The 22,601-nt window shown below is 51.8% G+C and carries 27 protein-coding genes; 10 read left to right on the forward strand and 17 right to left on the reverse strand.

Going from position 1 to position 22,601, the window contains the following annotated elements; genetic code table 11:
• Nucleotides 1-250: 250 nt before the first annotated feature.
• From rhaM to rhaB, 4 genes are all read right to left on the reverse strand, one after another.
• Entirely contained in the window at nt 251-565 is a 315-nt protein-coding gene (gene rhaM, locus LCF41_RS02320; RefSeq protein WP_225086716.1) for an L-rhamnose mutarotase, read from the reverse strand.
• Nucleotides 566-669: 104 nt separating this feature from the next.
• A complete protein-coding gene (gene rhaD / locus LCF41_RS02325) occupies nt 670-1,494 on the reverse strand; it encodes a rhamnulose-1-phosphate aldolase (protein WP_225086717.1) in 825 nt (274 codons plus the stop codon).
• 4 nt (nt 1,495-1,498) lie between these two features.
• Nucleotides 1,499-2,761, reverse strand: a complete 1,263-nt coding sequence (locus tag LCF41_RS02330; protein WP_225086718.1) for an L-rhamnose isomerase — start codon at nt 2,759-2,761, stop codon at nt 1,499-1,501.
• Nucleotides 2,758-4,248, reverse strand: coding sequence for a rhamnulokinase (gene rhaB, locus LCF41_RS02335; RefSeq protein ID WP_225086719.1), 1,491 nt, complete (start codon nt 4,246-4,248; stop codon nt 2,758-2,760). Before rhaB ends, LCF41_RS02330 begins: the two co-directional genes overlap by 4 nt.
• A 335-nt stretch (nt 4,249-4,583) precedes the next feature.
• On the opposite strand from rhaB, the gene rhaS reads away from it, so the two are divergent.
• Complete coding sequence (rhaS, locus tag LCF41_RS02340; RefSeq protein WP_225086720.1) at nt 4,584-5,423, forward strand: HTH-type transcriptional activator RhaS; 840 nt, start codon at nt 4,584-4,586, stop codon at nt 5,421-5,423.
• Nucleotides 5,424-5,447: 24 nt separating this feature from the next.
• Nucleotides 5,448-6,302 carry a helix-turn-helix domain-containing protein gene (locus LCF41_RS02345; protein WP_225086721.1) on the forward strand — a complete coding sequence of 285 codons (855 nt, stop codon included), beginning with the start codon at nt 5,448-5,450 and terminating at the stop codon, nt 6,300-6,302.
• A 41-nt stretch (nt 6,303-6,343) separates the two neighbouring features.
• On the opposite strand, the gene LCF41_RS02350 is transcribed toward LCF41_RS02345, so the two are convergent.
• From LCF41_RS02350 to LCF41_RS02375, 6 genes are all read right to left on the reverse strand, one after another.
• Nucleotides 6,344-6,598, reverse strand: a complete 255-nt coding sequence (locus tag LCF41_RS02350) for a Txe/YoeB family addiction module toxin (RefSeq protein ID WP_039282578.1) — start codon at nt 6,596-6,598, stop codon at nt 6,344-6,346.
• Entirely contained in the window at nt 6,595-6,846 is a 252-nt protein-coding gene (gene yefM, locus LCF41_RS02355; RefSeq protein WP_225086722.1) for a YoeB-YefM toxin-antitoxin system antitoxin YefM, read from the reverse strand. The genes LCF41_RS02350 and yefM overlap by 4 nt, the downstream gene beginning before the upstream one ends.
• A gap of 75 nt (nt 6,847-6,921) precedes the next feature.
• Complete coding sequence (locus LCF41_RS02360; RefSeq protein WP_225086723.1) at nt 6,922-8,625, reverse strand: dipeptide ABC transporter ATP-binding protein; 1,704 nt, start codon at nt 8,623-8,625, stop codon at nt 6,922-6,924.
• A complete protein-coding gene (locus LCF41_RS02365; RefSeq protein ID WP_225086724.1) occupies nt 8,622-9,488 on the reverse strand; it encodes an ABC transporter permease in 867 nt (288 codons plus the stop codon). The genes LCF41_RS02360 and LCF41_RS02365 overlap by 4 nt, the downstream gene beginning before the upstream one ends.
• Entirely contained in the window at nt 9,481-10,440 is a 960-nt protein-coding gene (locus tag LCF41_RS02370; RefSeq protein WP_012773138.1) for an ABC transporter permease, read from the reverse strand. The genes LCF41_RS02365 and LCF41_RS02370 overlap by 8 nt, the downstream gene beginning before the upstream one ends.
• Complete coding sequence (locus tag LCF41_RS02375) at nt 10,418-12,031, reverse strand: ABC transporter substrate-binding protein (RefSeq protein ID WP_225086725.1); 1,614 nt, start codon at nt 12,029-12,031, stop codon at nt 10,418-10,420. The genes LCF41_RS02370 and LCF41_RS02375 overlap by 23 nt, the downstream gene beginning before the upstream one ends.
• 273 nt (nt 12,032-12,304) lie before the next feature.
• Between LCF41_RS02375 and LCF41_RS02380 the strand changes: the two genes are divergently transcribed.
• Together LCF41_RS02380 and LCF41_RS02385 are read left to right on the forward strand one after the other, a co-directional pair.
• Nucleotides 12,305-12,712 carry an MEKHLA domain-containing protein gene (locus LCF41_RS02380; RefSeq protein ID WP_225086726.1) on the forward strand — a complete coding sequence of 136 codons (408 nt, stop codon included), beginning with the start codon at nt 12,305-12,307 and terminating at the stop codon, nt 12,710-12,712.
• 501 nt (nt 12,713-13,213) lie between these two features.
• Entirely contained in the window at nt 13,214-13,828 is a 615-nt protein-coding gene (locus LCF41_RS02385) for a YagU family protein (RefSeq protein ID WP_225086727.1), read from the forward strand.
• 125 nt (nt 13,829-13,953) lie between these two features.
• Here LCF41_RS02385 and LCF41_RS02390 read toward each other — a convergent pair whose 3' ends face one another.
• From LCF41_RS02390 to LCF41_RS02400, 3 genes are all read right to left on the reverse strand, one after another.
• Entirely contained in the window at nt 13,954-14,301 is a 348-nt protein-coding gene (locus tag LCF41_RS02390) for an immunity protein Imm33 domain-containing protein (protein ID WP_225086728.1), read from the reverse strand.
• Between the two features lie 80 nt (nt 14,302-14,381).
• Nucleotides 14,382-14,918, reverse strand: a complete 537-nt coding sequence (locus tag LCF41_RS02395) for a DUF4265 domain-containing protein (RefSeq protein WP_225086729.1) — start codon at nt 14,916-14,918, stop codon at nt 14,382-14,384.
• A gap of 42 nt (nt 14,919-14,960) precedes the next feature.
• Nucleotides 14,961-15,347, reverse strand: coding sequence for an Imm10 family immunity protein (locus LCF41_RS02400; RefSeq protein WP_225086730.1), 387 nt, complete (start codon nt 15,345-15,347; stop codon nt 14,961-14,963).
• 166 nt (nt 15,348-15,513) lie between these two features.
• Between LCF41_RS02400 and LCF41_RS02405 the strand changes: the two genes are divergently transcribed.
• The 5 genes from LCF41_RS02405 (at nt 15,514) to LCF41_RS02420 (ending at nt 18,281) form a co-directional block, all read left to right on the forward strand.
• Entirely contained in the window at nt 15,514-15,966 is a 453-nt protein-coding gene (locus tag LCF41_RS02405) for a hypothetical protein (RefSeq protein WP_225086731.1), read from the forward strand.
• 73 nt (nt 15,967-16,039) lie between these two features.
• Nucleotides 16,040-16,372 (forward strand): hypothetical protein, encoded by a 333-nt coding sequence (locus tag LCF41_RS02410; protein ID WP_225086732.1) that lies wholly within the window; start codon nt 16,040-16,042, stop codon nt 16,370-16,372.
• A 75-nt stretch (nt 16,373-16,447) separates the two neighbouring features.
• Nucleotides 16,448-17,655 (forward strand): IS3 family transposase gene (locus LCF41_RS02415; RefSeq protein ID WP_225088082.1). Its coding sequence is split into 2 segments (ribosomal slippage): nt 16,448-16,769 and nt 16,769-17,655, totalling 1,209 coding nucleotides; the frame shifts between segments, so codons are not numbered across the junction.
• Nucleotides 17,656-17,675: 20 nt separating this feature from the next.
• On the forward strand, nt 17,676-17,810 hold the full coding sequence (locus LCF41_RS22225) for a hypothetical protein (protein WP_284144943.1): 135 nt from the start codon (nt 17,676-17,678) through the stop codon (nt 17,808-17,810).
• A 42-nt stretch (nt 17,811-17,852) separates the two neighbouring features.
• Nucleotides 17,853-18,281: an SMI1/KNR4 family protein gene (locus tag LCF41_RS02420; RefSeq protein WP_225086733.1), complete on the forward strand. Its 429-nt coding sequence runs from the start codon at nt 17,853-17,855 to the stop codon at nt 18,279-18,281.
• Between the two features lie 30 nt (nt 18,282-18,311).
• Here LCF41_RS02420 and LCF41_RS02425 read toward each other — a convergent pair whose 3' ends face one another.
• On the reverse strand, nt 18,312-18,641 hold the full coding sequence (locus LCF41_RS02425; RefSeq protein WP_225086734.1) for a hypothetical protein: 330 nt from the start codon (nt 18,639-18,641) through the stop codon (nt 18,312-18,314).
• Nucleotides 18,642-18,794: 153 nt separating this feature from the next.
• On the opposite strand from LCF41_RS02425, the gene LCF41_RS02430 reads away from it, so the two are divergent.
• A protein-coding gene (locus tag LCF41_RS02430; RefSeq protein ID WP_225085541.1) for an IS5 family transposase occupies nt 18,795-19,603 on the forward strand; the annotation gives its coding sequence in 2 pieces (ribosomal slippage) (nt 18,795-19,145 and nt 19,148-19,603; 807 coding nt in all).
• 3 nt (nt 19,604-19,606) lie between these two features.
• Here the strand turns inward: LCF41_RS02430 and LCF41_RS02435 are convergent.
• From LCF41_RS02435 to LCF41_RS02445, 3 genes are all read right to left on the reverse strand, one after another.
• Nucleotides 19,607-20,008, reverse strand: coding sequence for a hypothetical protein (locus LCF41_RS02435; RefSeq protein ID WP_225086735.1), 402 nt, complete (start codon nt 20,006-20,008; stop codon nt 19,607-19,609).
• Nucleotides 20,009-20,386: 378 nt separating this feature from the next.
• Entirely contained in the window at nt 20,387-21,355 is a 969-nt protein-coding gene (locus LCF41_RS02440) for an IS110 family RNA-guided transposase (protein ID WP_225086736.1), read from the reverse strand.
• A gap of 264 nt (nt 21,356-21,619) precedes the next feature.
• Nucleotides 21,620-22,597, reverse strand: coding sequence for a coiled-coil domain-containing protein (locus LCF41_RS02445; protein WP_225086737.1), 978 nt, complete (start codon nt 22,595-22,597; stop codon nt 21,620-21,622).
• Nucleotides 22,598-22,601 lie beyond the last annotated feature (4 nt).

The raw sequence follows: 22,601 nt of genomic DNA on the forward strand, positions 1-22,601 counted from the left end.
GTGGTTGTTAAACATTGTTTTAATAAATGTTCTTATTTTTAATGTGAGAAGTAAAGCATTCACAAATAGGGGAAATAAAATGTGACTGCCATCAATAATCAATAAATATTTATGTGCTTACTAAAGCTAATAACTATATGTAACGAAACCCATTAATTAAATGACAAATTATTTCTTTTTGATCTCTTCTATCATAACGACACAGCGGTAATATCATTACCGCTGCACGATGAGGCTCACAAAGTATGCCTTAGTCCAGATAGAACACCGGTTCCAGCGCATCTCTGACCGGGCTGTTATCGGGATTGGAGGGCATGACGTCGCTCATGTGCTTCCACCAGCGCTGGCAGACTTCCGTTTGTGCAATCGCTTCCCAGCGTGCTTCGGATTCGACTTCCACATAGCCGAACAGCAGATTGCGCTGTTTATCCAGAAAAATACTGTAGTGGTGCGCGCCGTGGTTTTTCAGCACTTCGGCCAGTTCCGGCCAGATAGGGTTGTGGCGATGTTGGTATTCATCGTGGCAGTCAGGAAAAACCGACATCACAAAAGCCTTACGCAACATGGATGAGTCCCCTGTAATCGTTAGCAGAACGCCACGACGTGAGGCCGTGGCGGTTTGAGGTTGAAGGTCATTTTATGCTGAAAATAATTTATGCTTAAAACTCACTACACGCGCAGCGCGGCTTCCATGGGGGTGACGCCAAAACGTTTACCCAGTGCGATCAGCTCTTCGGTCGAGATCGTCTGCTTCTTACCGCCCATCGATCTGACTTTCACCATGACTTCGGCGGATTTTTCTGCGGTATCGATCAGGCCGAAGGCGTCGTCCAGCGTCGGACCTGTGCCGAAAATGCCGTGGAAGGGCCACAGCACCAGCGAATGACGCTTCATTTGCTCAGAGGTAGCATCGCCAATGGCGTCGGTGCCCGGCACCATCCACGGCACAATGCCCACGCCGTCCGGGAAGACGACCAGACACTCCGTGCTGCCCTCCCACAGTTCACGGGTAAACGTCGCGGTATCCAGCTCCAGCACATAGCTCAGGGCGATCAGATTGGTCGCATGGCAGTGCATGATGACGCGGTCGTGCCCGTGGGTCACGCCCATGCGTACAATGTGCGACTGGAAATGCGAGGCCAGTTCAGAGGTCGGCAGGCCACCGTTGGTGAGCCCCCAGAAAATACGGTAGCCTTTGCCGTCGCTATCAACCTGCAATACCACCAGTGAATCCGCCGGGTCGAGTTGAACGTTGCGGAAAAATTTGCCGGAACCCGTGACGATAAACCAGCAATCAGCCAGTTCGGGCATCGGTTGTGATAGCGCCTCATGGCGCGGCTGCGGGTAGAAGTCGCTTTCATAAGGTGTCACATCCTCAGCCGTCAGGCGCAGGCTGACGTTACCGCCGTTACGTTCGTCCCAGCCTTTGAGCCACATGTCGCTGGTGGCTTTAATCATTCCCTGTACAAACCAGGAAGAGAGAATTGCTTGCATAATCTTACCCTTGACGTTGAGTGAGGATGGTTTCTTCATACTGACGCACCTGTTGCAGCCATTCGCTGCCCGGAAGTACGTCATGACGCTGGCAGTAGTGTTCCCACACGGCCTGCCACGGCAGTGATTTCTGCTCTTCCAGCAGCGCCAGACGCGCGGTGTAATCGCCGTTTTGTTCCAGTGTGCGCAGCGTTTCTGTCGGTTCCAGCAGCGCGCGCAGCAGGGCTTTCTTCATATTGCGGGTGCCGATGACCCAGGCGGCGATGCGGTTGATTGAGGCATCAAAGAAATCGAGCCCGATATGCACGCGGTTAAGCAGCTTATGGCGCACGATTTCGTGGGCGATGGCCTGCGTTTCGTCGTCCAGCAGCACCACATGATCGCTGTCCCAGCGTACCGGGCGGCTGACGTGCAGCAGCAGGCGGGGGACGTAGAGAATGGCGCTGGAGATCTTGTCGGAAATCACTTCGGTGGGGTGGAAGTGTCCGGCATCCAGGCAGAGCGCGGTGCCGCGACTGGCCGCGTAGCCGAGGTAGAATTCATTGGAGCCGACGGTAAAGCTTTCTGCGCCGATTCCGAACAGCTTACTTTCCACCGCGTCGATATGGTGTGCCGGATCGAGCGGCTCAGCGATGATCTCATCCAGTGCGCTGAGTAGCCGTTGGCGGAACGCCAGACGATCGATGGTTAAATCTTTCATGCCGTCCGGCACCCAGATGTTCATGACTGACGGCGTACCGAGTTCGCGACCGAAGTAGGCAGAAATCCGGCGGCTGGCCTGACAGTGTTCAATCCAGAAGCGACGTACTTTTTCGTCCGGGTGCGACAGGGTAAAACCGTCTGCGCTCAGCGGATGCGAAAAGCAGGTCGGGTTAAAATCCAGCCCGAGCTGGTGGCGTTTAGCCCACTCAACCCAGGTGCGGAAATGCTCGGGGGCAATCTTGTTACGGGCGACGGGCTGTGCGGATTCCAGATAGATGGCGTGCAGGTTCAGCCGTTTGGGGCCAGGGATCAGCGCAAAGGCCTGTTCCAGATCGGCACGCAGTTCATCTGGCGTGCTCGCTTTGCCGGGGTAGTTGCCGGTGGCCTGAATGCCACCGGTCAGCGGCCCACCGGTGTTTTCGAATCCGGCCACATCGTCACCTTGCCAGCAGTGCATTGATACCGGAATCTGATCGAGCTGTTCCAGCGCGGCCTCTACGTCAATATTCAGGCTGGCATAACGCGCTTTTGCCAACTGCCAGGCGGTTTCAATCGGTGTGCTCATTGCGTGGTCTCCTTTTTGCCCTTTGGGGCGGTTTCTGGCTGGCTGAGCGCCTGAAAACGACGCCAGTGCCCGGCAAAATCACTCTCCGCACGCGGGTTATAGCGATGCAGAGGGAAGTTATGAGTCAGCATGTGCCGGAAAGCGGCAAGGTCAGCGACGGCGCCCAGCGCCATCAGTTGGCAGCCGATATTGCCAAGCGTCGAGGCTTCGACCGGCCCGGCCAGAACCGGAATCTGGCACACATCGGCGCACAGTTGGTTCAGGAAAGCGTTCTGGCTGCCGCCGCCGACAATGTGCAATTGGCGGATTGGTGCGTGCCGCAGTTCGCCCAGTTCCAGCACCACCTGGCGGTAGAGCAGCGCGAGGCTGTCGAAGATACAGCGTGCCAGCTCGGCATCGCTTTGGGGGACGGGCTGGCCGTGCTCACGGCAATAGTCGCGGATTGCCTGATGCATAGACGGCGGATTGATAAAGCACTCGTCATTCGGGTTAATCAGGCTGTCGAAGGCAGGCAGAGCGGCGGCGGACTGAATCAGCGCGCCTAAATCCTTGATGTCACATTCCTGGCAGACCCGCTGTAACAGCCACAGGCCCATGATGTTTTTCAGCACCCGATAGGTGCCATTCACGCCGCCTTCGTTGGTGATATTGGCGGCCAGCGCCTGTGGACTGTTAAACGGTGTGTCGCTCTCAATGCCCATCAGCGACCAGGTGCCGGAGCTGAGATAAGCGCTGTCGCGGCTTTGCAACGGCGCGCCGACCACCGCGCTGGCGGTATCATGCGTGGCGACGGCGGTGACGGGAATCTGTCGTCCGCTCGGTGCTACCCAATTTCCTACGACGTGTCCCGGCTGCACGGGGTCGCTCAACCAGCGGCGTGGTACGCCCAGATAATCCAGCAGCGTGCCGTCCCAGGTTTTCCTTTCCAGATTAAGCAGTTGGGTTGTACTGGCGTTGGTGTATTCGCAGACCAGATTCCCCGTGAGGCGATAATGAAAATAGTCGGGGATCATCAACAGGTGTGCCACCTGATTCAGATTCTCAGACGGCGCATTGCACAGGGTTTTAAGCTGGTACAGCGTATTAAACGGCAGGAATTGAATGCCGGTACGCTGATAGATCGCCTCACGCCCCAGCTCGGCAGTGACGGTAGCCATCACGCCGTCGGTGCGGTGGTCGCGATAGGAATAGGGGAGGTCAACACGTTGCCCGTCCTTATCGAGTAGCACATAGTCCACGCCCCAACTGTCGATTCCAATGCTATCAGGCGCGATACCCATAGCATCGATTTGGTGTAATCCCATGAGGATATCGCGTTCCAGTGCGGCGAGATCCCACTGGTGGTGGTTGTCCTGAAACACCAGCGTATTGCTGAAACGGTGAATTTCTTTCAGCGTCAGATGCTGCGTTGCGGTATGCAAGGTTGCCAGCATGACCCGACCACTGGATGCCCCTAAATCCACCGCCACGATATTCTTCACCGCCATAGCCGCACTCCTTATTGTTGGATGTGTTGCAGTGTAAAGAGCGGTCACCGCAGCCACCTTCCGATGAGTGCCATCAACAACAGGCGGCTGGCAAAATGACAAAGCTGACCGTGAAAGGGCTCACAATCTGGGAAATTATTCAGGGAATAACCACGGAAAAATCAGGGGGAAAGCGGTGTGATCCTTACCACACTTCAATCAATTGGGCGGTGAGATCTTAAAAAAAGAGCAGTCAGATGGCGCGTGGGTGACGGTATTTGAAGGCTGGTTTTGTGGCTTATGACTACTCTTTTTCAAAGGCCGCATTTTTGCCAGAGGCCGAATGGAGAACTGAAATGACGTTACTTCGTGGTGATGATTTTTTTACTTCGCGTGCCGTAACGGTTGCGGTAGAACCACGCACCCCGCAAACGGCGTTTCCTGAGCACTACCATGATTTCTGGGAAATTGTGCTGGTGGAACAGGGCGCTGGCGTCCATGTGTTTAACGATCAGCCTTATGCGCTGTGCAGCGGTTCGGTGTTCTTTGTTCGCGATAACGACAGGCATCTGTTTGAAGATGTGGAAGGGTTGTGCCTGACTAATATGCTGTACCGTTCGCCGCGCGGGTTTCGTTTCCTTTCCGACATCGCCGCCTTCTTGCCGTATGGCCCGAACGGCGAGTGGCAGGGGCAGTGGCAAGTGAATGCGGCGGGGATGCAGCAGTTGAAGCAGTCGTTGAACAGCCTGGCTGAATTAGCGCAGAGCGATGCGCCGGAGGCGATTGCCGCCAGCGAGAGCCTGTTTCTGCATATTCTGGTGCAGTTGCGTCAGCAGTGTTTCCAGACCCAGAGCAATGGATCTGAACGTCAGGGAGTACAGGCGCTGCTGGGTTGGTTGCAAAACAACTACAGTGAAGAGGTGAACTGGGGCAGCCTGGCCGATCAGTTCTCACTGCCGCTGCGCACGCTGCATCGCCAGCTCAAACAACACACAGGTATGACGCCACAACGCTATCTGAATCGGTTAAGATTACTGGAGGCGCGTCGGCGGTTGCAGCAGAGTGATGACTCGATCACTACCATTGCGCACGCCTGTGGATTTAGCGACAGCAATCACTTCTCGACGCAATTCCGCAAGGCATTCTCGCAGGCGCCTAAGTCACTACGCCATCAGGCGTTTTCTCGTGAAGAGTAGGTAACGGCAACGGCGGGTGAGGGAATGGCGACAGCAGTACGGGGTTTGAAATTACAGACTGAAGACTATTTCCTCACCGACAAGAATGCCGTGATGGTGGCCGAGCGGCATCCGCAGCCGGTGTTTCCGCTGCATCATCATGATTTTGACGAACTGGTGATTGTCTGGCGTGGCAATGGCCTGCACCTCTGGAACGATGTGCCTTACCGCATTACCCGTGGCGATATGTTCTATGTTTCCGCACACGATCGTCACAGCTATGAATCCGTCCACGAGCTTGAGCTGGACAACATCCTCTATATCCGCAATCGCCTGACGCTATCTGCTGATTGGCAGATGCTGCTGCCGAGTGGGGAACGCCCACAAAGCCAGCGTCACTGGTGCTTAGGCTCGGAAGGCATGGATACCCTTCGTGAGAAGGTGGATGCGCTGAGGCAGGAGTGTATGAAGTCTGATGCGCTGTCGCTGCAACTGAGTGAAGCGCTGCTGTTGCAGATTGCGCTGCTGGCGGCGCGCTATCGCCACACGCCGGATAATCCACAACTGGCTGATGCGCACCAGTTGGATATGTTGATGAATGCGTTGCGTGCCAGCATTGCGACGCCGTTTCGCTTTGAAGCCTTCTGCGAACAGCACCACTTCAGCGCTCGCAGTTTACGTTCACGCTTTAAAGAACAAACCGGCATGAGCGTGCCACACTACCTGCGCCAGTTACGGCTCTGTAAGGCGATGGAGTTGCTGCGTTATGACCTGCAAACCATTGGCGACGTTGCCGCGCTGTGCGGCTTTGAAGACAGCAACTACTTCTCTGTGGTGTTCCATCAGGCGTTTGGCGTTTCTCCCAGTGCCTATCGTCAGCGCTTCCTGAATGTGGAGTGACGGCGCTTTTTAGCTATTGGGTGCGATGAATTAATGGCGGGTTAATAGTGGTAGCGGCAGGCAGCGATCATCATGGCGTCATCGGTGATGGCATAAACCAAACGATGTTCTTCGGTGATACGGCGCGACCAGAAACCAGCAAGGTTATGTTTAAGTGGCTCTGGTTTTCCTTTTCCCTCAAAAGGTGTTCTGCGCGTTTCTTTTATTAATTCATTGATCTTTTTGACCATCCGCTTATCGATGTCCTGCCAGTACAGGTAGTCTTCCCATGCTTCTTCTGACCAGATTAGTTTCACTCAATGATATCTCTTTCTTCGCCATGGCCAGCCTTAAGGCTCTCGATTGAGTTCATCAGTCTTTTGGCATTGGCTGGTGAACGCAGTAAATACGCGGTTTCTTCTAGAGAGTTATACTCTTCCAAAGACATCAGCACGCAGGCTTCACCATTCTGTCGAGTGATAAGAATAGGAGCACGGTCTTCGACCGTTTTCATCATGGTCGCCGATAGATTTTGTCGGGCTTCACTGTAGCTAATTGTACGCATTTGTACCTCCTGATATGTACTTATCATTGTACAATGTCGCCGCGTTTTTAACCACCCAATCTTTCTTCAACAGCGCTACTCCGCCACCGTTGAAAGCAACAGGCGCGTGTAAGGGTGCAGCGGTTGATTGAAGATCTGCTCGACCGGCCCCGTTTCTACGATATCCCCGTCTTTCATCACCGCGATGCGGTGGCTCATGTGCTGTACCACGCCCAGATCGTGAGAAATAAACAACATTGTCAGCCCCAGTTGGCGTTGCAACGCGACGAGTAAGTCCAGTACCTGTGCTTGTGTTGTGACGTCCAGCGCTGATACCGGTTCGTCGCAGATCAGTATCTCAGGTTCTGAAGCCAGCGCCTGTGCGATGGAAACGCGCTGGCGTTGCCCGCCGGACAGCGCTCTTGGGCGGCGGCTCAGCAGGTCGGGCGTCAGGCCAACGTATTCCAGTAGCGTCAGAATGCGGCGCTGTTTCTCGTCGTCGCTCAGATCGCGGCGCAGGCGCAGCGGCTGGTTCAAAATCTGGGCGACGGTAAATTGCGGATCGAACGAGCTAAGCGGATCCTGTGTGATCGTCTGAATGCGTGCGCGTAGCGGTCGGCGCTCGCGCTCTGTTAAAGCGCTCCAGGCATGGTCCGCCAGTCGGACTTCGCCGCTGTCTGGTTTTTGCAGCGCCAGAATGACTTTGCCCAGCGTGGTTTTACCCGAGCCGGATTCCCCGACGATACCCAGCGTTTCACCGCGTTTGATCTGGAGAGACACCTGATTGACGGCCTGCATCCTGCTGCCGTCCGGCCGTTTGAACGACACTGCAATGCGATCCGCCGTCAGGGCGATGGTATCGTCAGTGTGCGTTGTCGCCAGAGACGCGGCTGAGGGAGCAATGCCATTCTGTAAGGGATCGACGCCAGCCAGCCACTTTCCACGCGTAGAAGCCGTTGGGATCGCTGCCAGCAATTTGCGGGTGTAGGGATGCGTCGGTGCTGACAGGATTTGTCGTGCCTCACCGCCTTCAACCAACGATCCGTTCTGCATCACGATGACGCGATCCGCAACATCTGCGACGACAGCAAGATCGTGGGTGATCAGTAACACGCCGTGTCCTGCCTGCGCCAAGGCGGTGAAGACTTTCAGCACCTGCTTTTGCACTGTGGCATCCAGCGCGGTAGTGGGTTCATCGGCAATCAGCAACTGTGGGCCGGCTGCCAACGCGGAAGCAATAAGCGCTCGCTGGCGCAGGCCGCCGGATAGCTCATGCGGATACTGGGCGGCGCGGTTCTCTGGGTCGGGAATACCTGCTTTTGTCAGGAGTTCGGCGACGCGCGCGGGAACCTGCTGGCGGGGCAGCAGGCGGTGGGTCAGAATCGGTTCGGCGACTTCCTGCCCTATCTTGCGCAGCGGGTCGAGAGACACCAGCGCATCCTGTAAAACAAAGCCGATTTCACGGCCACGAATCGCCCGCCAGTCGCGGTCGGTCAGATAGCGTAAATCACACAGACTGCCGTCATGGCGCGTGAGTTCAATCGCGTTTGCCTGTATGTCAACGACTTCACCGGCCAGACCCACGAGCGTGCGAGCGGTGACGGATTTCCCTGAACCCGATTCGCCGACCAGCGCCAGAATTTCTCCGGCATTGACCTGAAAAGAGAGGTTTTTAACCGAACGAATGGGGCCGAAAGGGCTGGGAAAGGTGACGCTCAGGCCGTCTACACGCAGCAGCGGCGTCTTTGCGGGGGCTTCTGAAGCGGCATGAGCGGGGTGAGGAAGTGTATTCAGGCTCATCGTGCCTCTCCTTTTGCCAAAATGGTCTGTAAACGACGCCCGAGCAGCGTGATAGAAATCACCGATAGCGCAACGACGCTGGCGGGCAGCAGGCTGACCCAGGGCGCGATATCAAGGAAGTTACGTCCGTCAGCCAGTAGCGCGCCCCATTCGGCAGTCGGTGGCACAACGCCCAAGCCCAGAAAACTCAGCGCCGAGGCGGACAGCACCGCGTGGCCAACGCCGATGGTAGCGACAATCAACAACGGGCGCAGCGTATTGGGAATGATATGGCGGAAAACGATATACAGCGGGTGCTCGCCCAGCGCAATCGCGTGCTCGACATAGCCGGATAGCCTGACTTGTAGCACCTGAGAACGAATTAAACGCGCATAGCCTGCAATCCCCGCCAGCCCAACGGCTAGCATGGTGTTTTCCGGGCCGCGTCCCAGTACGGCGATCACCAGTAACGCCAGCAGCAGATCGGGAAACGCCAGCATGATGTCCAACAGGCGCACCAGAACCTGACGGATACGCAGCGGCGCGAGCACCGATAGGGTGCCAAATAGCACGCCGCCGAAGCAGGCGATCAGCATTGCGCCGACGCCGATGCCCAGCGACAAGGAAGTGCCGTGAACGATGCGGGAAAAAATATCGCGTCCCAGCTGATCGGTGCCGAACCAATAGGTGGCGTTCGGTGGCTGAAATACCGCTCCCATATCCATTTCATCGGCGGTACGGCTGGTAAACAGCGAAGGAAAAAAGACCGCCAGCGCCAGCAGGAAAACGATAGCGGCAGGCAATAGCGTTGCGGTGCTCAGCCACGGGCTGCGATAGGTTTTTCTTGAGGGCGTCTGCGTAAAGGGCATCGGTTCACTACTCATGGGCGCTCGCCTTCTTGCGTAAGCGGGGATCGATGATGAGATACAGCGCATCCACCAGCAGGTTGATGACGACGAACAGGAACGCGGACAGCATCACGACGCCCAGCACCAGCGGCATGTCGCGGTTTTCAATCGCGCTCAACGTGACCTGCCCGATACCCGCGCGGCCAAAGACGGTTTCAGTCAACACGGAGCCGCCAAGTACGCTTGCCAGCAGCGTGCCAGTCAGCGTTGAGGCTGCCAGCGCCGCATGGCGTAGACCGTGGCGGAAACGCAGTCGGATTTCACTGACGCCGCGTGTGCGTACGGTTAACGAAAACGGTTGGGAGAGCGCCTCTTCCAGACCGTCACGCAGCACCTGACTCAGAATGGCGGCAATCGGCAGACTCAGCGTGATAACCGGCAACACCAGCGACATCACGCCGTCGTTGCCCGTGACCGGAAACCATTGCAGACGAAAGCTGAACAGGCTCAGCAGTACGATCCCAATCCAGTAGACCGGTGTGCTAAGCAGCGTCAGTTCCAGCCAGGAAACGGTGGTACGCAGCGCACCATAACGCCCTGCGGTCAGCAGTGCGCTGGTAATCGCAAGGAACAACGCCAGAATCAAGCCGCCGAGCGCCAGCGGCAGGGTTTCATGCATCGCATCGCTAATTACGCTGCCGACTGGCAGACGATAGAGATAGCTGACGCCAAAATCACCCTGTAGCGCCTGTCCGCAGTAGCGCAGATATTGTACCCACAGCGGTTGGTCGAGCCCGAATTGTTTGATGAGTACGGCGCGATAGGCTTCATCCACCACGTTATCGCCGCCGCTAAGAATGGCAACGGGATCGCCGGGGATCAGTTTGACGGCAATAAACGTCAATGTGGCTGCGCCCCAGAGCACAGCCAAAATGGTGAAGAGACGTTTACCTAACGCGTACAGATTAACGTTTAATCCAGACATCATAGAAGTTCGGTTTTGCGTTGGTAGCCCAGCTTATGCCCTGTACCTGTTTGGACAGGGCGAGTTGGTAGGCGGGAATGTACAATGGAACCACATACGCCTGATCGATGACCTCACGCTGTATTTCGCTATAGAGCTGTTTGCGTTCCGCTTCGCCTGCACCGATGGCTTTTCTCAGCTTGTCATCCAGCACGCTAATGCGCGTAAAGTTGTTGCCATTCGGTGGCGCATAGGCCGAATCGAAGACGGTACGCAGAATATCCGGCTCCGCACGCACGAAGAAGTTGGAGGCGATATCGTACTCATTGGCATTGGTGCGCGTAGTAAATTCACCCGCATCAACCGGTGTCAGTTTGACTTCAAAGCCCGCCTGCTTCACCTGATATTGCACCGCCTGGAACAGTGCGACATCCGCAGCTTCAACGTTGGTTGAAGCGTACACGAAGCTGACGCTCAGGCGCTTGCCATCTTTGGTTCGGAAGCCTTCGCCGTCTTTCTGTTTCCAGCCTGCGTTATCCAGCAGTTCATTGGCTTTTTTCACATCGAAGCCCCAGCGGGATGCGACGCTCGGATCGTAGTACAACGTGGCTGGGCCGAGAACGTTATCGGCGGCTTTCAGCGTACCAAAGAACGCAACTTTCACCGCTGCGTTGGTATCTACGGCGCTCTGGAATGCCTTACGCACCGCGACATCCTGGAAGGGGCCTTTGGTGGTATTGAGGTAGAGCACGCGGTTAACGCCCGGGTTCTCATAGGTGATCACTTCCAGCTTCGGATTGCGCTTCACCGTCGGAAAATTGGCTGGCGGCACGGCGTCAATAGCCTGAATCTGGCCGCTGCTCAGTGCGCCAAGGCGAACCGACGATTCCGGCAGATACTTGAACACCAGACCATCCAGATAAGCTGGGCCTGTGTGTTTGGCATAACCCGGTCCCCAGTTGTAATCAGGGCGTTTCGTCAGCTTGCTGCCGCTGCCTTTTACAAAGGAGTCGAGAATAAACGGCCCGGAGCCGACCACGGTATTACTGGTATTTGGTGTGTTCTTCAGGTAAGTCGGTGATTGAATGCCCAGATACGGCAGGCTCAGCCCCTGCAACAGTGCCGCAAACGGAGAGCTATAGTGGAGCACAATCGTGTAGTCATCCGGCGTAGAAATCTTGTCGATAGGGCCTAACAGCGATTTCGCGTAGCTGGAGGTGGTTTTCGGATCGAGAATACGCTCGATGTTGTATTTCACCGCTGCGGCATCCAGCTTGGTGCCATCGCTGAACGTCACATCCTTACGCAGATGGAAAGTGTATTCGGTGTTGTTGTCGTTAATTTTCCAGCTTTCCGCCAACCAGGGCGTAAAGCGGTTATCTTCCGCCTGTCCAACCAGTGAATCCACCACGTTACGCGCAATCAGCGCCGTTACGCCGTAGGCCGTAATGTGCGGGTCGATAATCGGCGTATCGCTGCCCAGCCCGACATTCAGGATACCGCCAGACACCGGTTTTTCACCGCTTTGTGCAGCATAAGCGCCAGGATTGAGTGCAAAAAGTAACGAGAGTAACCCTGCAGCGAGAGTCGTAACTTGCGGATGATTTTTTTCCATTCCTTGTGTCCTTTACCAATGACATGAAGCCATACTCGGCGGTCTTTTCGCTACTCTAGAGGGCGGCCTTATGCATGTAAAAGAATAAAAGTAGATTTTCAATTCCATAAAAATATATATGTGAAAGGCTTTTAGCTGCGCTGATGATGACGGGTTTTCTTTGGAATCTTGGTGGTGGTATCGGTTTTTATTACTACCCTTGATCGATGTGCTGGTTGATGCGCATCAACGGCTGGGCGCCATTCATGACGAAGAAACCGTTAAGGAGAAGCGATGTTGCTTACATTACTTGAGAAGATTGATTCATGTTATCTGGCATTGAACGGTACTTCACTGCCTTCCCCTACTGGTTTGGCCGACCGTTATCGATGGCTGCATGAACAAGCTCCTTATAGTCTGCTAGCACAAGGAACAGGGGATGAACCTCGCTTTATCTATGCCAATCACTTTGCGCTCGATTGTTTTGGCTACACAGAAACGGAAATGCTGGCGTTGCCTTCCCGACTGAGTGCTGAGGCCGATTTGCAGCCAGCCCGACAGCAGTTTCTTGAAAATGTGTCTCAGCAGGGGATTGCCCATCATTATACTGGAATCCGCATCAAGAAAAATGGCCAGACATTTCCGATTTACGGTGGCGTGGTCTGCAATTACGCCATCAGGATGGAACGCCCTGGGGAATAGCCGCACTATTCTGGCGTGAGGCGCATCAGCGCCCAGATTGGCTCAGACCAGAATAAGGAATCAGCCTGGATGAGGTTTTTGGCGTGCCTCATTTCGTCGCACTATAGCAATGGAATATCTGTTTTCGCGGATATGAGTGAAAAATCCGGATAGAGCTTTTGTGTGATGCTGTGTGAAAGAATACGTTATTAAACTGTTATGCTTTCACAAAAAAATAACCAGTCTATTTCTTATTGGTAATATTATCGGTGAGTTATTATTCATTTTTCTATTTTGGCTGGGTATTTTTGATGCGTTAAAGAATCTGGTTTTTAAATTATTGAGTAAAAATTTCACAAAAAACCAACGCATGGTGTCTTCTTTTTATTTTTATAAAATTTAAAACCGCGTTCCTAATAACAAAATATACTAGAGAGATTACCCGATAGACCAATTAACCTCTTTATCAGTCCATAATACCTATGTAAGAATATAACCTTTAATGGTTAGATTGGTAAAAAAATGAACTTTTTTGAACAAACATCTCCATCCCGGAGACGCTATGGATTAGCCGCTTTTATTGGTTTGATTGCTGGTATTGTTTCATCTTTTGTTAAGTGGGGCGCTGAAAATCCGCTTCCTCCACGTAGCCCTACGGATATGTTTAGTAGTGCTTGCGTACCTGAATCACTGATTAGAGCTGCCGATCACATTGACTGCTCTCGTAATTTTCTTAACCCACCCTACATTTTTTTACGCGATTGGCTTGGCGTCGTTGACCCTAATGCAGCGGTTTATACCTTTGCTGGCCACGTATTCAATTGGGTTGGTGTGACGCATATTATTTTCTCTATTGTTTTTGCTGTAGGTTACTGCGTTGTTGCAGAAGTATTTCCTAAAATAAAATTATGGCAAGGCTTGCTGGCGGGCGCGCTGGCTCAATTATTTGTCCACATGATCTCATTCCCATTGATGGGGCTTACGCCATCTCTGTTTGTTCTCCCTTGGTATGAACATGTGTCTGAGATTGTAGGTCACCTCATTTGGTTCTGGTCCATTGAAATTATTCGTCGTGATTTACGTAATCGTATGACTCACGAACCGGATCCTGAAATTCCGTTGAATGCTGCACGATAGGCTGTGATTTTATTTTAGATAATGTGAAATATTGCGATGCTTATTATTTTAGTGTCGCACTATAACTTAACAGTAAATATCTCCGTCTATGCTAAAACGCCTTGAGAGGCTTTCAGGGCGTTTTTCTATTCTGCCTCGTTCGTCCAAACGTCCTCATACCCGTCCCGGTCGATAATGAATTTCGTCCCTTCGGATAAAAATAGATAAGGCACAACTTCAGGCAACATTTCCTCTAAGTGACTGGTGTGAAGGGGCTGGTAAAAACCACTCTTGGCTGAATGTTCGCCGCAGTGGATAAACCAGCTTATTGTGCCGTTTTCTGGCAAGGGAATTCGGGTTCCGTAAATGGGGGAGTTTTGTAAGGTGTTTAAGGCAATAGCGACCATTTCCTCTGGGGAATGCGGTGGCAATTGGTACTTATCGCAGATCTGCTGCTGTCGTGTGCCGGGTAGGGGGCGAGCCGCTTTTTGCATGGTTCAATCCGCTGTGATGTTCTATGCATTCCGAGATTCCGAAACACGTTATGCCGTCTGAGACGTTGGCTGATGGGCGCTTAGCTATCTAGCCACCAGTTTAAAAGTGTCTCATCTTCGTCGTCGTCAATGTTCTTATAAATATTCGCAAAGTACCACTGCACACCTGTTTTTTCGCGAAAGGCATCGAAAACGTCGGCAATCTTATCCATCCCATTTCTGGCAGGCACTGCCAATGATAAGTTGCCCTGATATACGCCGTCTAATGTTCCATTGAGCTGGCTACCCACCTCCTTTTCTAAACTGGCGATATCTTCAGGGGGAAGATAATCAGCATAGATATGAATGCAAAAATTACCGCCCCTGCGCAGCACTTCTGGATGGGCATGTTTATCGTTAATTCGGAAGATATCCCCGCGTGCTAAATTTAACGCAAGGCCGGGAGAAGACAGCAATTCGTAAGTGTCTTTCTCGATTTCTCTGACGGGTAGCACTTCAAAAGTTGGTCCATCGTTATCTGCTACATAGACACGAATTAACATAGGTGAGTGGTTACCACTATTTGAGTCGGTGAAGTGAAATAATGTCCCGATGTTAGCCCAAAAAGAGGCTCGCATGTCTTTTTTCCGTAAGCACGTTTCACGAGCAGTAGACTTCGGCTATGACCGAGAGACGCGTGTTGATGTATCAATAAATATTTCCCGAAGCGAGGCTTCAATTTCGCCAGGGGTTCCCAATTGTGGCTCGATTCCTATCTCAATGGTTTTTATCTTTTGGCACCAGTTCGTTGTACTTGAGCACGTAAAAATGATGTTGTTTGTCGTAACCAAAACAGCATCAATACCGCCATATCCCGCTACGTTTGGGTTGCCTATCTCAACATAATAGGTGTCTTGACCCAGTTCTTCGTCTTGCTCATCAGGTTCTTCCGCTCGTTGCAAAATGAGAAAATGCTGTGGATCATCTGCACTGTCTGCGAACCCAATCGTCGAAACGCTCTCTTCAGAGGACGAATCATAATAGGTTGCTGGAAATATCACGTTCATGGGTTTCTCCTACCGTCTTCCCTGTGAGGATGAGAAGTTTATCTTTCATCCACATTGCGTTTGGCGAGTCTGGTGACACTTTCATCCGTATTCGACAGCAGTCTTTCCAGAATTTCAACGGGTGTTTCCCTGTTTGTGGTGCTGCGCGCTGACAGTCGCCGAGGTGATGAAAAGGAAATATGCCAATGTGGATGAAGCACGCTGGCTAGGGAAATATTGTTCTGGTTTCTCGGGTGGCCGCCACGTTATTACGATTTCTCCCGTGCAGAAGGGCGTTCAAGCGATTCAGGCCACGCTATATAACCGCACTGGCGATATGTTAGAGATCACGACTCTTGGCTTTAAGGGAATGGATAGCCCAGAAAGCGGAAAATCAAATTTGCTTGGCCTGGGGCGAATGCTACAACTTGATGATAACGCGAGGATTTATATCGGCGTTGGCATGAGAGAGGCTTTTGCCGTATTTCGTTACCAGTATTCCCCTTCTGGCCGCGTGCTGTCCGGCAGAGCCTTCTCCAAAGGGTGGCCTTGCGAAGATGCATGGTTCTGTCACTACGACAATGACGGGCAACTTATTGAAATAACGTCGGATGATGCGCCTGTCTGGCAGAAGAAGTGAGCGATGTAAATAGCCTGCTGCTCTTAATAATGGATACGAGAAATACTGATGTACGATGAACTGATTTTTACCCATGAACCGAATGCGTCGCATGATGCCTATGTCGGCGGAGGTTTTTCATTACCGCAAGCTGCGTGCGATTGGGGGTAATTCTGAGGCGATCGTATTGGGATATATTCGCTCTGAAGTTGAGCGCAACGAAGCCGCTAATCCAATTATCGATCGCGGAAGCATCCATATATCAAGAAGTGCGGATTCAGATGATGAAGAAAATTTAGCCTCTAAGTTAGGTGGCATTGATGCCTGGCTGCAAGGGGTTATCACATCAAATATAGGGCAGAGAAGAGTGTCTATTTATGGGGGCGATCTCGATGCTGCGCTGCCGCGTCATGATCTAGCCCCCTGAAACACCAGACAGTAGCTGTATCTCCAGATAAGAGATAGGCTTGAATATATGTCTAATACTAACGCCAATTTTGAGATGACCGGGATCCTGTTAGGGCAAGAAGTCCGTAAACGTAAAACTCCACAGGAGAAGATCGCCATTATCCAGCAGACGATGCAGCCGGGCATGAATGTCTCCCATGTCGCCCGTCTGCATGGTATCCAGCCCAGCCTGCTGTTTAAGTGGAAGAAGCAATATCAAGAAGGCAGCCTCACCGCCGTTGCGGCCGGAGAGGAAGTCGTTCCTGCTTCCGAGCTTACCGCTGCTCTGAAGCAGGTCCGGGAGCTTCAGCGCCTTCTGGGCAAGAAGACGATGGAAGTTGAGATCCTGAAAGAAGCTGTGGAGTACGGTCAGTCGCGAAAATGGATAGCGCACGCGCCCTTGTTGCCAAAGGACGGAGAATAGCTCAGGTCAGCCGTACCATGGGCGTGTCGCGTGCGCAGTTGTCACTGCGGATTAAGCGTTCTGCCGACTGGCAGGACAGTCGCTGTAACCGGCGTAATGACGAAGCTGACGCTGAAATACTGTCGGCCATCCTCGGTATCATCAGCGATATGCCCAGCTACGGCTATCGACGTGTGTGGGGTATCCTGCGTAAGCAACGTCGTGCAGAGGGGCAGCCGCCGGTAAATGCCAAACGGCTTTACAGGATAATGCGCAAACATAAGCTGTTGTTACTGCATGACAAACCAGAGCGGCCGCAGCGCGAGCATAAGGGTAAAATCGCGGTGGCAGAAAGCGATATGCGCTGGTGCTCAGATGGCTTCGAGTTCGGATGCGACAACGGTGAAAAACTACGGGTTACGTTCGCTCTGGACTGCTGTGACCGGGAGGCCATAGACTGGGCGGCGAGCACGGGAGGCTACGATAGTTCGACCGTGCAGGATGTGATGCTGAGGTCAGTGGAAAAGCGCTTCGGCGACAGGTTGCCGGACATCCCGGTGCAGTGGCTGACGGATAACGGTTCAGCGTATACCGCGCATGAAACGCGCAGGTTCGCGAGAGAACTAAATCTGGAGCCCTGCACAACAGCGGTGAGCAGCCCGCAGAGCAATGGCATGGCCGAGCGGTTCGTGAAAACGATGAAGGAAGATTATATCGCGTTTATGCCAAAACCGGATGTGAGAACAGCACTGAAAAACCTTGCAGCAGCGTTCACGCATTACAATGAGAACCACCCGCACAGTGCGCTGGGATATCACTCTCCGAGGGAATACCGGCGGCAGCGGGCATCGTTAACTTAAGATACAAAAGCTGTCCGGAGATGGCGGGTCAAGATCATGCGCTGCCGCGTCATAAAGGAATACTCTCAGATGGCATGGGCTATCTCTTTTTAGATGAGCGTTTCTGGGATAAAACAGCAAATGCATGTGGCCGATTTTTTCTACAACTTGGCTAACGCCCTGATCTAAATATGAGAAGTTTCAATAAGCGAGGAACGATGGCTAGAATACGTGTCATTGGCACATCGATAGAGTCGATTCAAGCCGCAGAACGTGAGCTAGGCCGTAAGCTACCCCTCTCTTTTTCGGACTGGCTTCTGGTGAATAATGGAAGAGCGCTTGGCGCATTAACGATATTCCCGGTATTTGATTCTCGCGACCCGAGAAAAACATGGGAATCAATCGTTCGTCATTTTCAAGAAGGCTGGCAGGCATGGCTGAACAATTTTTCCGATACGACACAGGATTTCTCGACCCTTTTGCCTTTTGCGGAATGTGGTACGGGAGATTATTACTGTTTTGATTACGCCGTATTAGGGAAAGCAGGGGAGCCGATTATTGTTTTATGGTCACATGAAACGGGAGAATCAACCCAGCAGGCGGATAATTTTGGCGTATTCCTGACGATGTCAGAGCGGATTGAGTAATGTGTTGAGGTGAGCGTTTTATAAGGCTGGTCACAGGTTGGGCTTCAGGCGGAAAGCCTCGTTGAGTTCTACCTCATCCTCCGCATCCCCATCTTCAAAGCATTTGGAAGGTTTCCCGCGTAGTGTTTCCCGCACGAGCGTGTACAGATCGACAGAGTTAACGTTAACCTGAAGCCACAGCGAGCCATCGCCTTCATCGATCAGGCAGACGTCATAATCAGCGTGATTGCTTAGGGATTTGTCTTTCAAATAGATATCACCATTTTCGGCACGAATGCAGGCCTTACTGCGTTTAATCATGCTCATGACATGTTGAGCCGCCGAGGCATCATCAAAGACTAATTTGTACTCATAGCTCATATTTTGAGTATCCGCTGTTAGTTTTCACTATCTTCATCAGAGCCCTGCCTCAATATTCTTCCCATTCTGGATACGACATGTATTTTTACCTAAGAGCCTATCCCAATAGGAATTGTTAGAATATAAGTAACTGAGAATTTTTGAGGACGTAGCATGACTGGCAGCAAGTGGCGGATTAGTGATGAACTCTGGGAAAAAATAGCGCCGCTTATTCCTGAACATAAAACTAACCATCCACTGGGAACGCACCGAAAACGGGTTGATGACCGAGTGGCTATGGACGCCATTTTCTTTGTTCTTCGCACCGGATGCCAATGGAACGCACTAAATGAAACAGGGATATGTTCATCGAGTTCTGCACACCGCCGCTTTCAGGAATGGCGCGCGGCGGGGGTTTTTGAGCGTTTCTGGCAGAACGGATTGATGACCAGCGAGCAACTGAAAGCCATCGACTGGTCATGGTTGTCGATGGACGGCTGTATGACAAAATCCCCGCTAGCAGGCTCAAAAAAACAGGCCGGAACCCCACGGACCGGGGGAAACAGGGGGTAAAGCGTAGCCTGATGACCGATGCGAACGGGCTGCCGCTCTCAGTGGTTGTCGCAGGGGCAAATACCCACGATATCAGGTTAGTCACAGAGACCCTTGATGCGCTTCAGACGGGGAGGCCGGGCAGAAGGCTGAATATCTGTCTGGACAAGGGGTATGACGCGGAATGGCTGGAAAGTGAACTGAAAAATCGGCGTTATGAACCGCATATCCAGTCGCGTAAAGAAGAATCCGATGCCAGCAAAGAGAATATGAATTACAAAGCCCGTCGGTGGGTAGTGGAGAGAACGCACAGCTGGATGAACCGCTTCCGTCGGCTTCTGACTCGTTGGGAGAAAAAAGTCGAAAACTATGAGGCGATGCTGCATTTTTCCTGCGGCATTATTGTCTGGAATAAAATCCTATTGGGATAGGCTCTAAATCTCAGGCAGGTCGATATTATTGTGGGAAAGGATCATGGCTATTTTTCCTACAAACTCAACCGGAAGCGTTGTTGGTGTTCCATATATATCCACAATGCCGACCTCTACCGCGATATCAACAAGATAAGAGAATGCTTCAATATCCTGCGGTGACATCGACAGGGTAAGATCTTGCGGTATATCATCTCCCCGGCCATTTAGCGGCAGTAACGCACCTTTCCTTTCCCATTCAACCAGACTGCCATTTTCAGGGTAACAATTAAGGTGAGTTATCAGCGTGTCGATTGCGGGGTGTTGAATCAATTTTGCGCGGCAATAGGCCTGCAAACAATCGGAGGCATAGTGTTGCAACTCTCTTGGGGAAAATCTGGCTATTTTGTTAAAAACGTCTGACATCGTCATTTCCGATTGGATATTTTCACAACATCCAAAGTAAACGTTTCTGGCGATAAATTGCAAACTGAACGGTGTGAGGTTTATTTCGTGGGGATCCAGGCTATTTCTTCATGAGGGTAGTATGGTTTAAAAGAGTATATTAATTAAAAAGATATGCCTTTATACTCGTCATACTTCAAGTTGCATGTGCGTTGGCTACGTTCACTCACCCGAATCACTTACTTGAGTAAGCTCATCGGGATTCCTTCGCTTGCCGCGTTACAAGGCTTATAAATAAGCCTTGCCCTAGCGGGCCAACGCTTTGCGTTGTTCAAAAACGCCTCGTCGTTTTTGTCCTGAAGCTCGAATTATTTAGCAACTGTCTTGAACAACATTTTTTCATGGGGTAGCTCGATGAAAATCGTTGTCCCAAGCCTGACCCGTTTTGAGCATCGCGTTCAGAATAGTCAGAAGTTTACGCATACACGCGACAAGCGCGACTTTTTTCGGCTTACCCGCGTTCACAAGGCGGGTATAAAAATCTTTAATCACCGGATTAAAACGTGTGGCAACCAGCGCGGCCATATACAACACGCTACGTATGCTGGCTCTTCCGCCAAATATTGTCCGTTTGCCGCGCATTTTCCCAGAGTCCCGGTTTAAAGGGGCAACGCCTACCAGCGCACTTATCTGCCGACGGGAAAGTGTCCCCAGTTCGGGCAACTCAGCCAGAAGGGTAGAGATGGTGGTCGTCCCAACGCCTTTGACGCTGCCAAGTAAATCAGAAAGCGCTTTGAAATGGCTTTGAACATGTTTGTTCATGTCGTGGTCAATTCGAGCGAGTTCGTGTTTCAGGGCATTAATGATCGTCTTTATGCTCTTGCGGGACTGAGGGTGAGCCGAAGCAAGTCGGTTATTCTCTGCCACAAGCATGGTAACGAGTTGACGTCGCCGCGTGACGAGAGCGGCCAGAGCCTGACGTTGAATATCTGGCAGGGGTTGAATGAAACGTTCACGCTCAGGATGTCGGTCAATGACCTCAGCCATTTGCGCTAATACTTTGGCGTCAATGCGGTCGGTTTTAGCCAGATATCCCATGGCGCGAGCGAAGTCTCTTGCCTGGCGGGGATTGATAACGACGACCTCAAAACCAGCAGCTTGTAACGAACAAGCCAGTGGAGCTTCGAGTCCGCCGGTGGCCTCCATGAGGATAAGAGAAACTGAATGTTTTGCCAGTTCAGCCTGAATAGCGTCAAAGCCATCGAGGTCATTACTGGCGGAAAAGGGCGGCAATGCAGAACCCATAGCGATATCGAGGGAGGCTTTGGAAACATCAATACCGATGTGAAGTAAATCTGGCAGACTCATTTTTACCCCTCCTTGCAAATACGAAATGAGGTCAAACAACTGTTCGGGTTTCAGATGAGTGGCGCGGTTCATGCGCAATGAGCTAAATAACGGGCTTAGAAACCCCAGAGTAAAACAGGCTACATGAACCGTGCCAAACTTACATTGTCAATAATATCTAAACTTCAAGATACAAGAGTATATAGCTGATTATCGGATGGCTGGGAAATAGCAACTTTTGATGATTAACCCGTCACTATTTCCCAGTGATTTAATCGCCGTCAATTAGGCAAGTATCAGCGCCTCATTTGCAGCAATGGTTTGTTGTATTTGGGGGGTGTTCAGCAGGCTATCTAATCGTGCCAGTGCGGTCCTTAATGGCACAAGCTCCACTCCGGATGCATCGATATCAACAATTCGGGGTTGGTCATCGTTCAAATCGTCAATAATATCCAGAATCCAGGTTATATTCTCACTGACGTTTTCACAAATAACTTTCAATTTTCCATAGAAGCCAGAAATTTGAGTGATTGAGGCCAGTTTCGTACGCGTGTTCTTTTCCTCCTGGTGCAACTCTTCTACTTGTTTTTCCAGCGCGGTTACACTTCCCTCGTCGTGCTTTTGCTGGTCACGTAGTGTGACTTGCAGATTTCTGGCAACTTTCAGTTTGTTTTCGTCTTCTTTCAACGCATTTTGATAGTTGTTTATTTCATCGCGCAGAATACTGATGCGTGCGGCGTCTTGATCGACCAGCGACTTGATGCCCAGAAAAGCGCGATCGAGGCCAAGACTAAAAATCGATGCGAAGATGCTGCCAACTGAACTATCATTGAGACGATCAAGCTGCCGTTGATGTTCGTTCCGTTCTCGTTCCGAGTTACTTAGGTTATGTGACAGCGCCTCCAAATGCTGTTGGAGTTCTTGCATATTCACATCCCCTTTTTTTATCTCAATCTCCAGATCCGAAATCTGTGTTTGAATTTTCATCATCTCTGCATTTAATTTACCGCTCTGAAGAATGATCGCTGCAACGGCTTCCGTTACCTTTCTTTGCTCTGTTTTGTAAAGCTGTTCCCCTTGTATTGTCTGGGTGTGTAGATACGTCACGTCATCGGTCATTCTGGTGACAACAGCGATAGCCTCCTCCTTGCGCTGATGATCCAGATAAGTAGCAGCTTCAGTTAACCCTGCGACAACCGTTTTGAGTGCTTCTGAAGTTGGTTGCAATTCGTTTTTCGCATAGAACTGTATTTGATTACCCATCTCG

The organism is Pectobacterium colocasium (genome assembly GCF_020181655.1).
GTDB classification, from domain to species: domain Bacteria; phylum Pseudomonadota; class Gammaproteobacteria; order Enterobacterales; family Enterobacteriaceae; genus Pectobacterium; species Pectobacterium colocasium.

Bases quoted from the DNA above. Each gene is read 5' to 3' on its own strand.
- rhaB (WP_225086719.1), bottom strand. From the start codon at position 4,248: ATGGCGGTGAAGAATATCGTGGCGGTGGATTTAGGGGCATCCAGTGGT.
- LCF41_RS02425 (WP_225086734.1), bottom strand. From the start codon at position 18,641: ATGAGCTATGAGTACAAATTAGTCTTTGATGATGCCTCGGCGGCTCAA.
- LCF41_RS02445 (WP_225086737.1), bottom strand. From the start codon at position 22,597: ATGGGTAATCAAATACAGTTCTATGCGAAAAACGAATTGCAACCAACT.
- LCF41_RS02420 (WP_225086733.1), top strand. From the start codon at position 17,853: ATGGCTAGAATACGTGTCATTGGCACATCGATAGAGTCGATTCAAGCC.
- LCF41_RS02435 (WP_225086735.1), bottom strand. From the start codon at position 20,008: ATGTCAGACGTTTTTAACAAAATAGCCAGATTTTCCCCAAGAGAGTTG.
- rhaM (WP_225086716.1), bottom strand. From the start codon at position 565: ATGTTGCGTAAGGCTTTTGTGATGTCGGTTTTTCCTGACTGCCACGAT.
- LCF41_RS02405 (WP_225086731.1), top strand. From the start codon at position 15,514: ATGAAAAGGAAATATGCCAATGTGGATGAAGCACGCTGGCTAGGGAAA.
- LCF41_RS02375 (WP_225086725.1), bottom strand. From the start codon at position 12,031: ATGGAAAAAAATCATCCGCAAGTTACGACTCTCGCTGCAGGGTTACTC.
- LCF41_RS02390 (WP_225086728.1), bottom strand. From the start codon at position 14,301: ATGCAAAAAGCGGCTCGCCCCCTACCCGGCACACGACAGCAGCAGATC.
- LCF41_RS02385 (WP_225086727.1), top strand. From the start codon at position 13,214: ATGAACTTTTTTGAACAAACATCTCCATCCCGGAGACGCTATGGATTA.
- LCF41_RS02330 (WP_225086718.1), bottom strand. From the start codon at position 2,761: ATGAGCACACCGATTGAAACCGCCTGGCAGTTGGCAAAAGCGCGTTAT.
- LCF41_RS02380 (WP_225086726.1), top strand. From the start codon at position 12,305: ATGTTGCTTACATTACTTGAGAAGATTGATTCATGTTATCTGGCATTG.
- LCF41_RS22225 (WP_284144943.1), top strand. From the start codon at position 17,676: ATGGCGGGTCAAGATCATGCGCTGCCGCGTCATAAAGGAATACTCTCA.
- LCF41_RS02410 (WP_225086732.1), top strand. From the start codon at position 16,040: ATGAACCGAATGCGTCGCATGATGCCTATGTCGGCGGAGGTTTTTCAT.
- LCF41_RS02360 (WP_225086723.1), bottom strand. From the start codon at position 8,625: ATGAGCCTGAATACACTTCCTCACCCCGCTCATGCCGCTTCAGAAGCC.
- rhaD (WP_225086717.1), bottom strand. From the start codon at position 1,494: ATGCAAGCAATTCTCTCTTCCTGGTTTGTACAGGGAATGATTAAAGCC.
- LCF41_RS02395 (WP_225086729.1), bottom strand. From the start codon at position 14,918: ATGCGAGCCTCTTTTTGGGCTAACATCGGGACATTATTTCACTTCACC.
- LCF41_RS02345 (WP_225086721.1), top strand. From the start codon at position 5,448: ATGGCGACAGCAGTACGGGGTTTGAAATTACAGACTGAAGACTATTTC.
- LCF41_RS02440 (WP_225086736.1), bottom strand. From the start codon at position 21,355: ATGAGTCTGCCAGATTTACTTCACATCGGTATTGATGTTTCCAAAGCC.
- LCF41_RS02400 (WP_225086730.1), bottom strand. From the start codon at position 15,347: ATGAACGTGATATTTCCAGCAACCTATTATGATTCGTCCTCTGAAGAG.
- rhaS (WP_225086720.1), top strand. From the start codon at position 4,584: ATGACGTTACTTCGTGGTGATGATTTTTTTACTTCGCGTGCCGTAACG.
- yefM (WP_225086722.1), bottom strand. From the start codon at position 6,846: ATGCGTACAATTAGCTACAGTGAAGCCCGACAAAATCTATCGGCGACC.
- LCF41_RS02365 (WP_225086724.1), bottom strand. From the start codon at position 9,488: ATGAGTAGTGAACCGATGCCCTTTACGCAGACGCCCTCAAGAAAAACC.
- LCF41_RS02370 (WP_012773138.1), bottom strand. From the start codon at position 10,440: ATGATGTCTGGATTAAACGTTAATCTGTACGCGTTAGGTAAACGTCTC.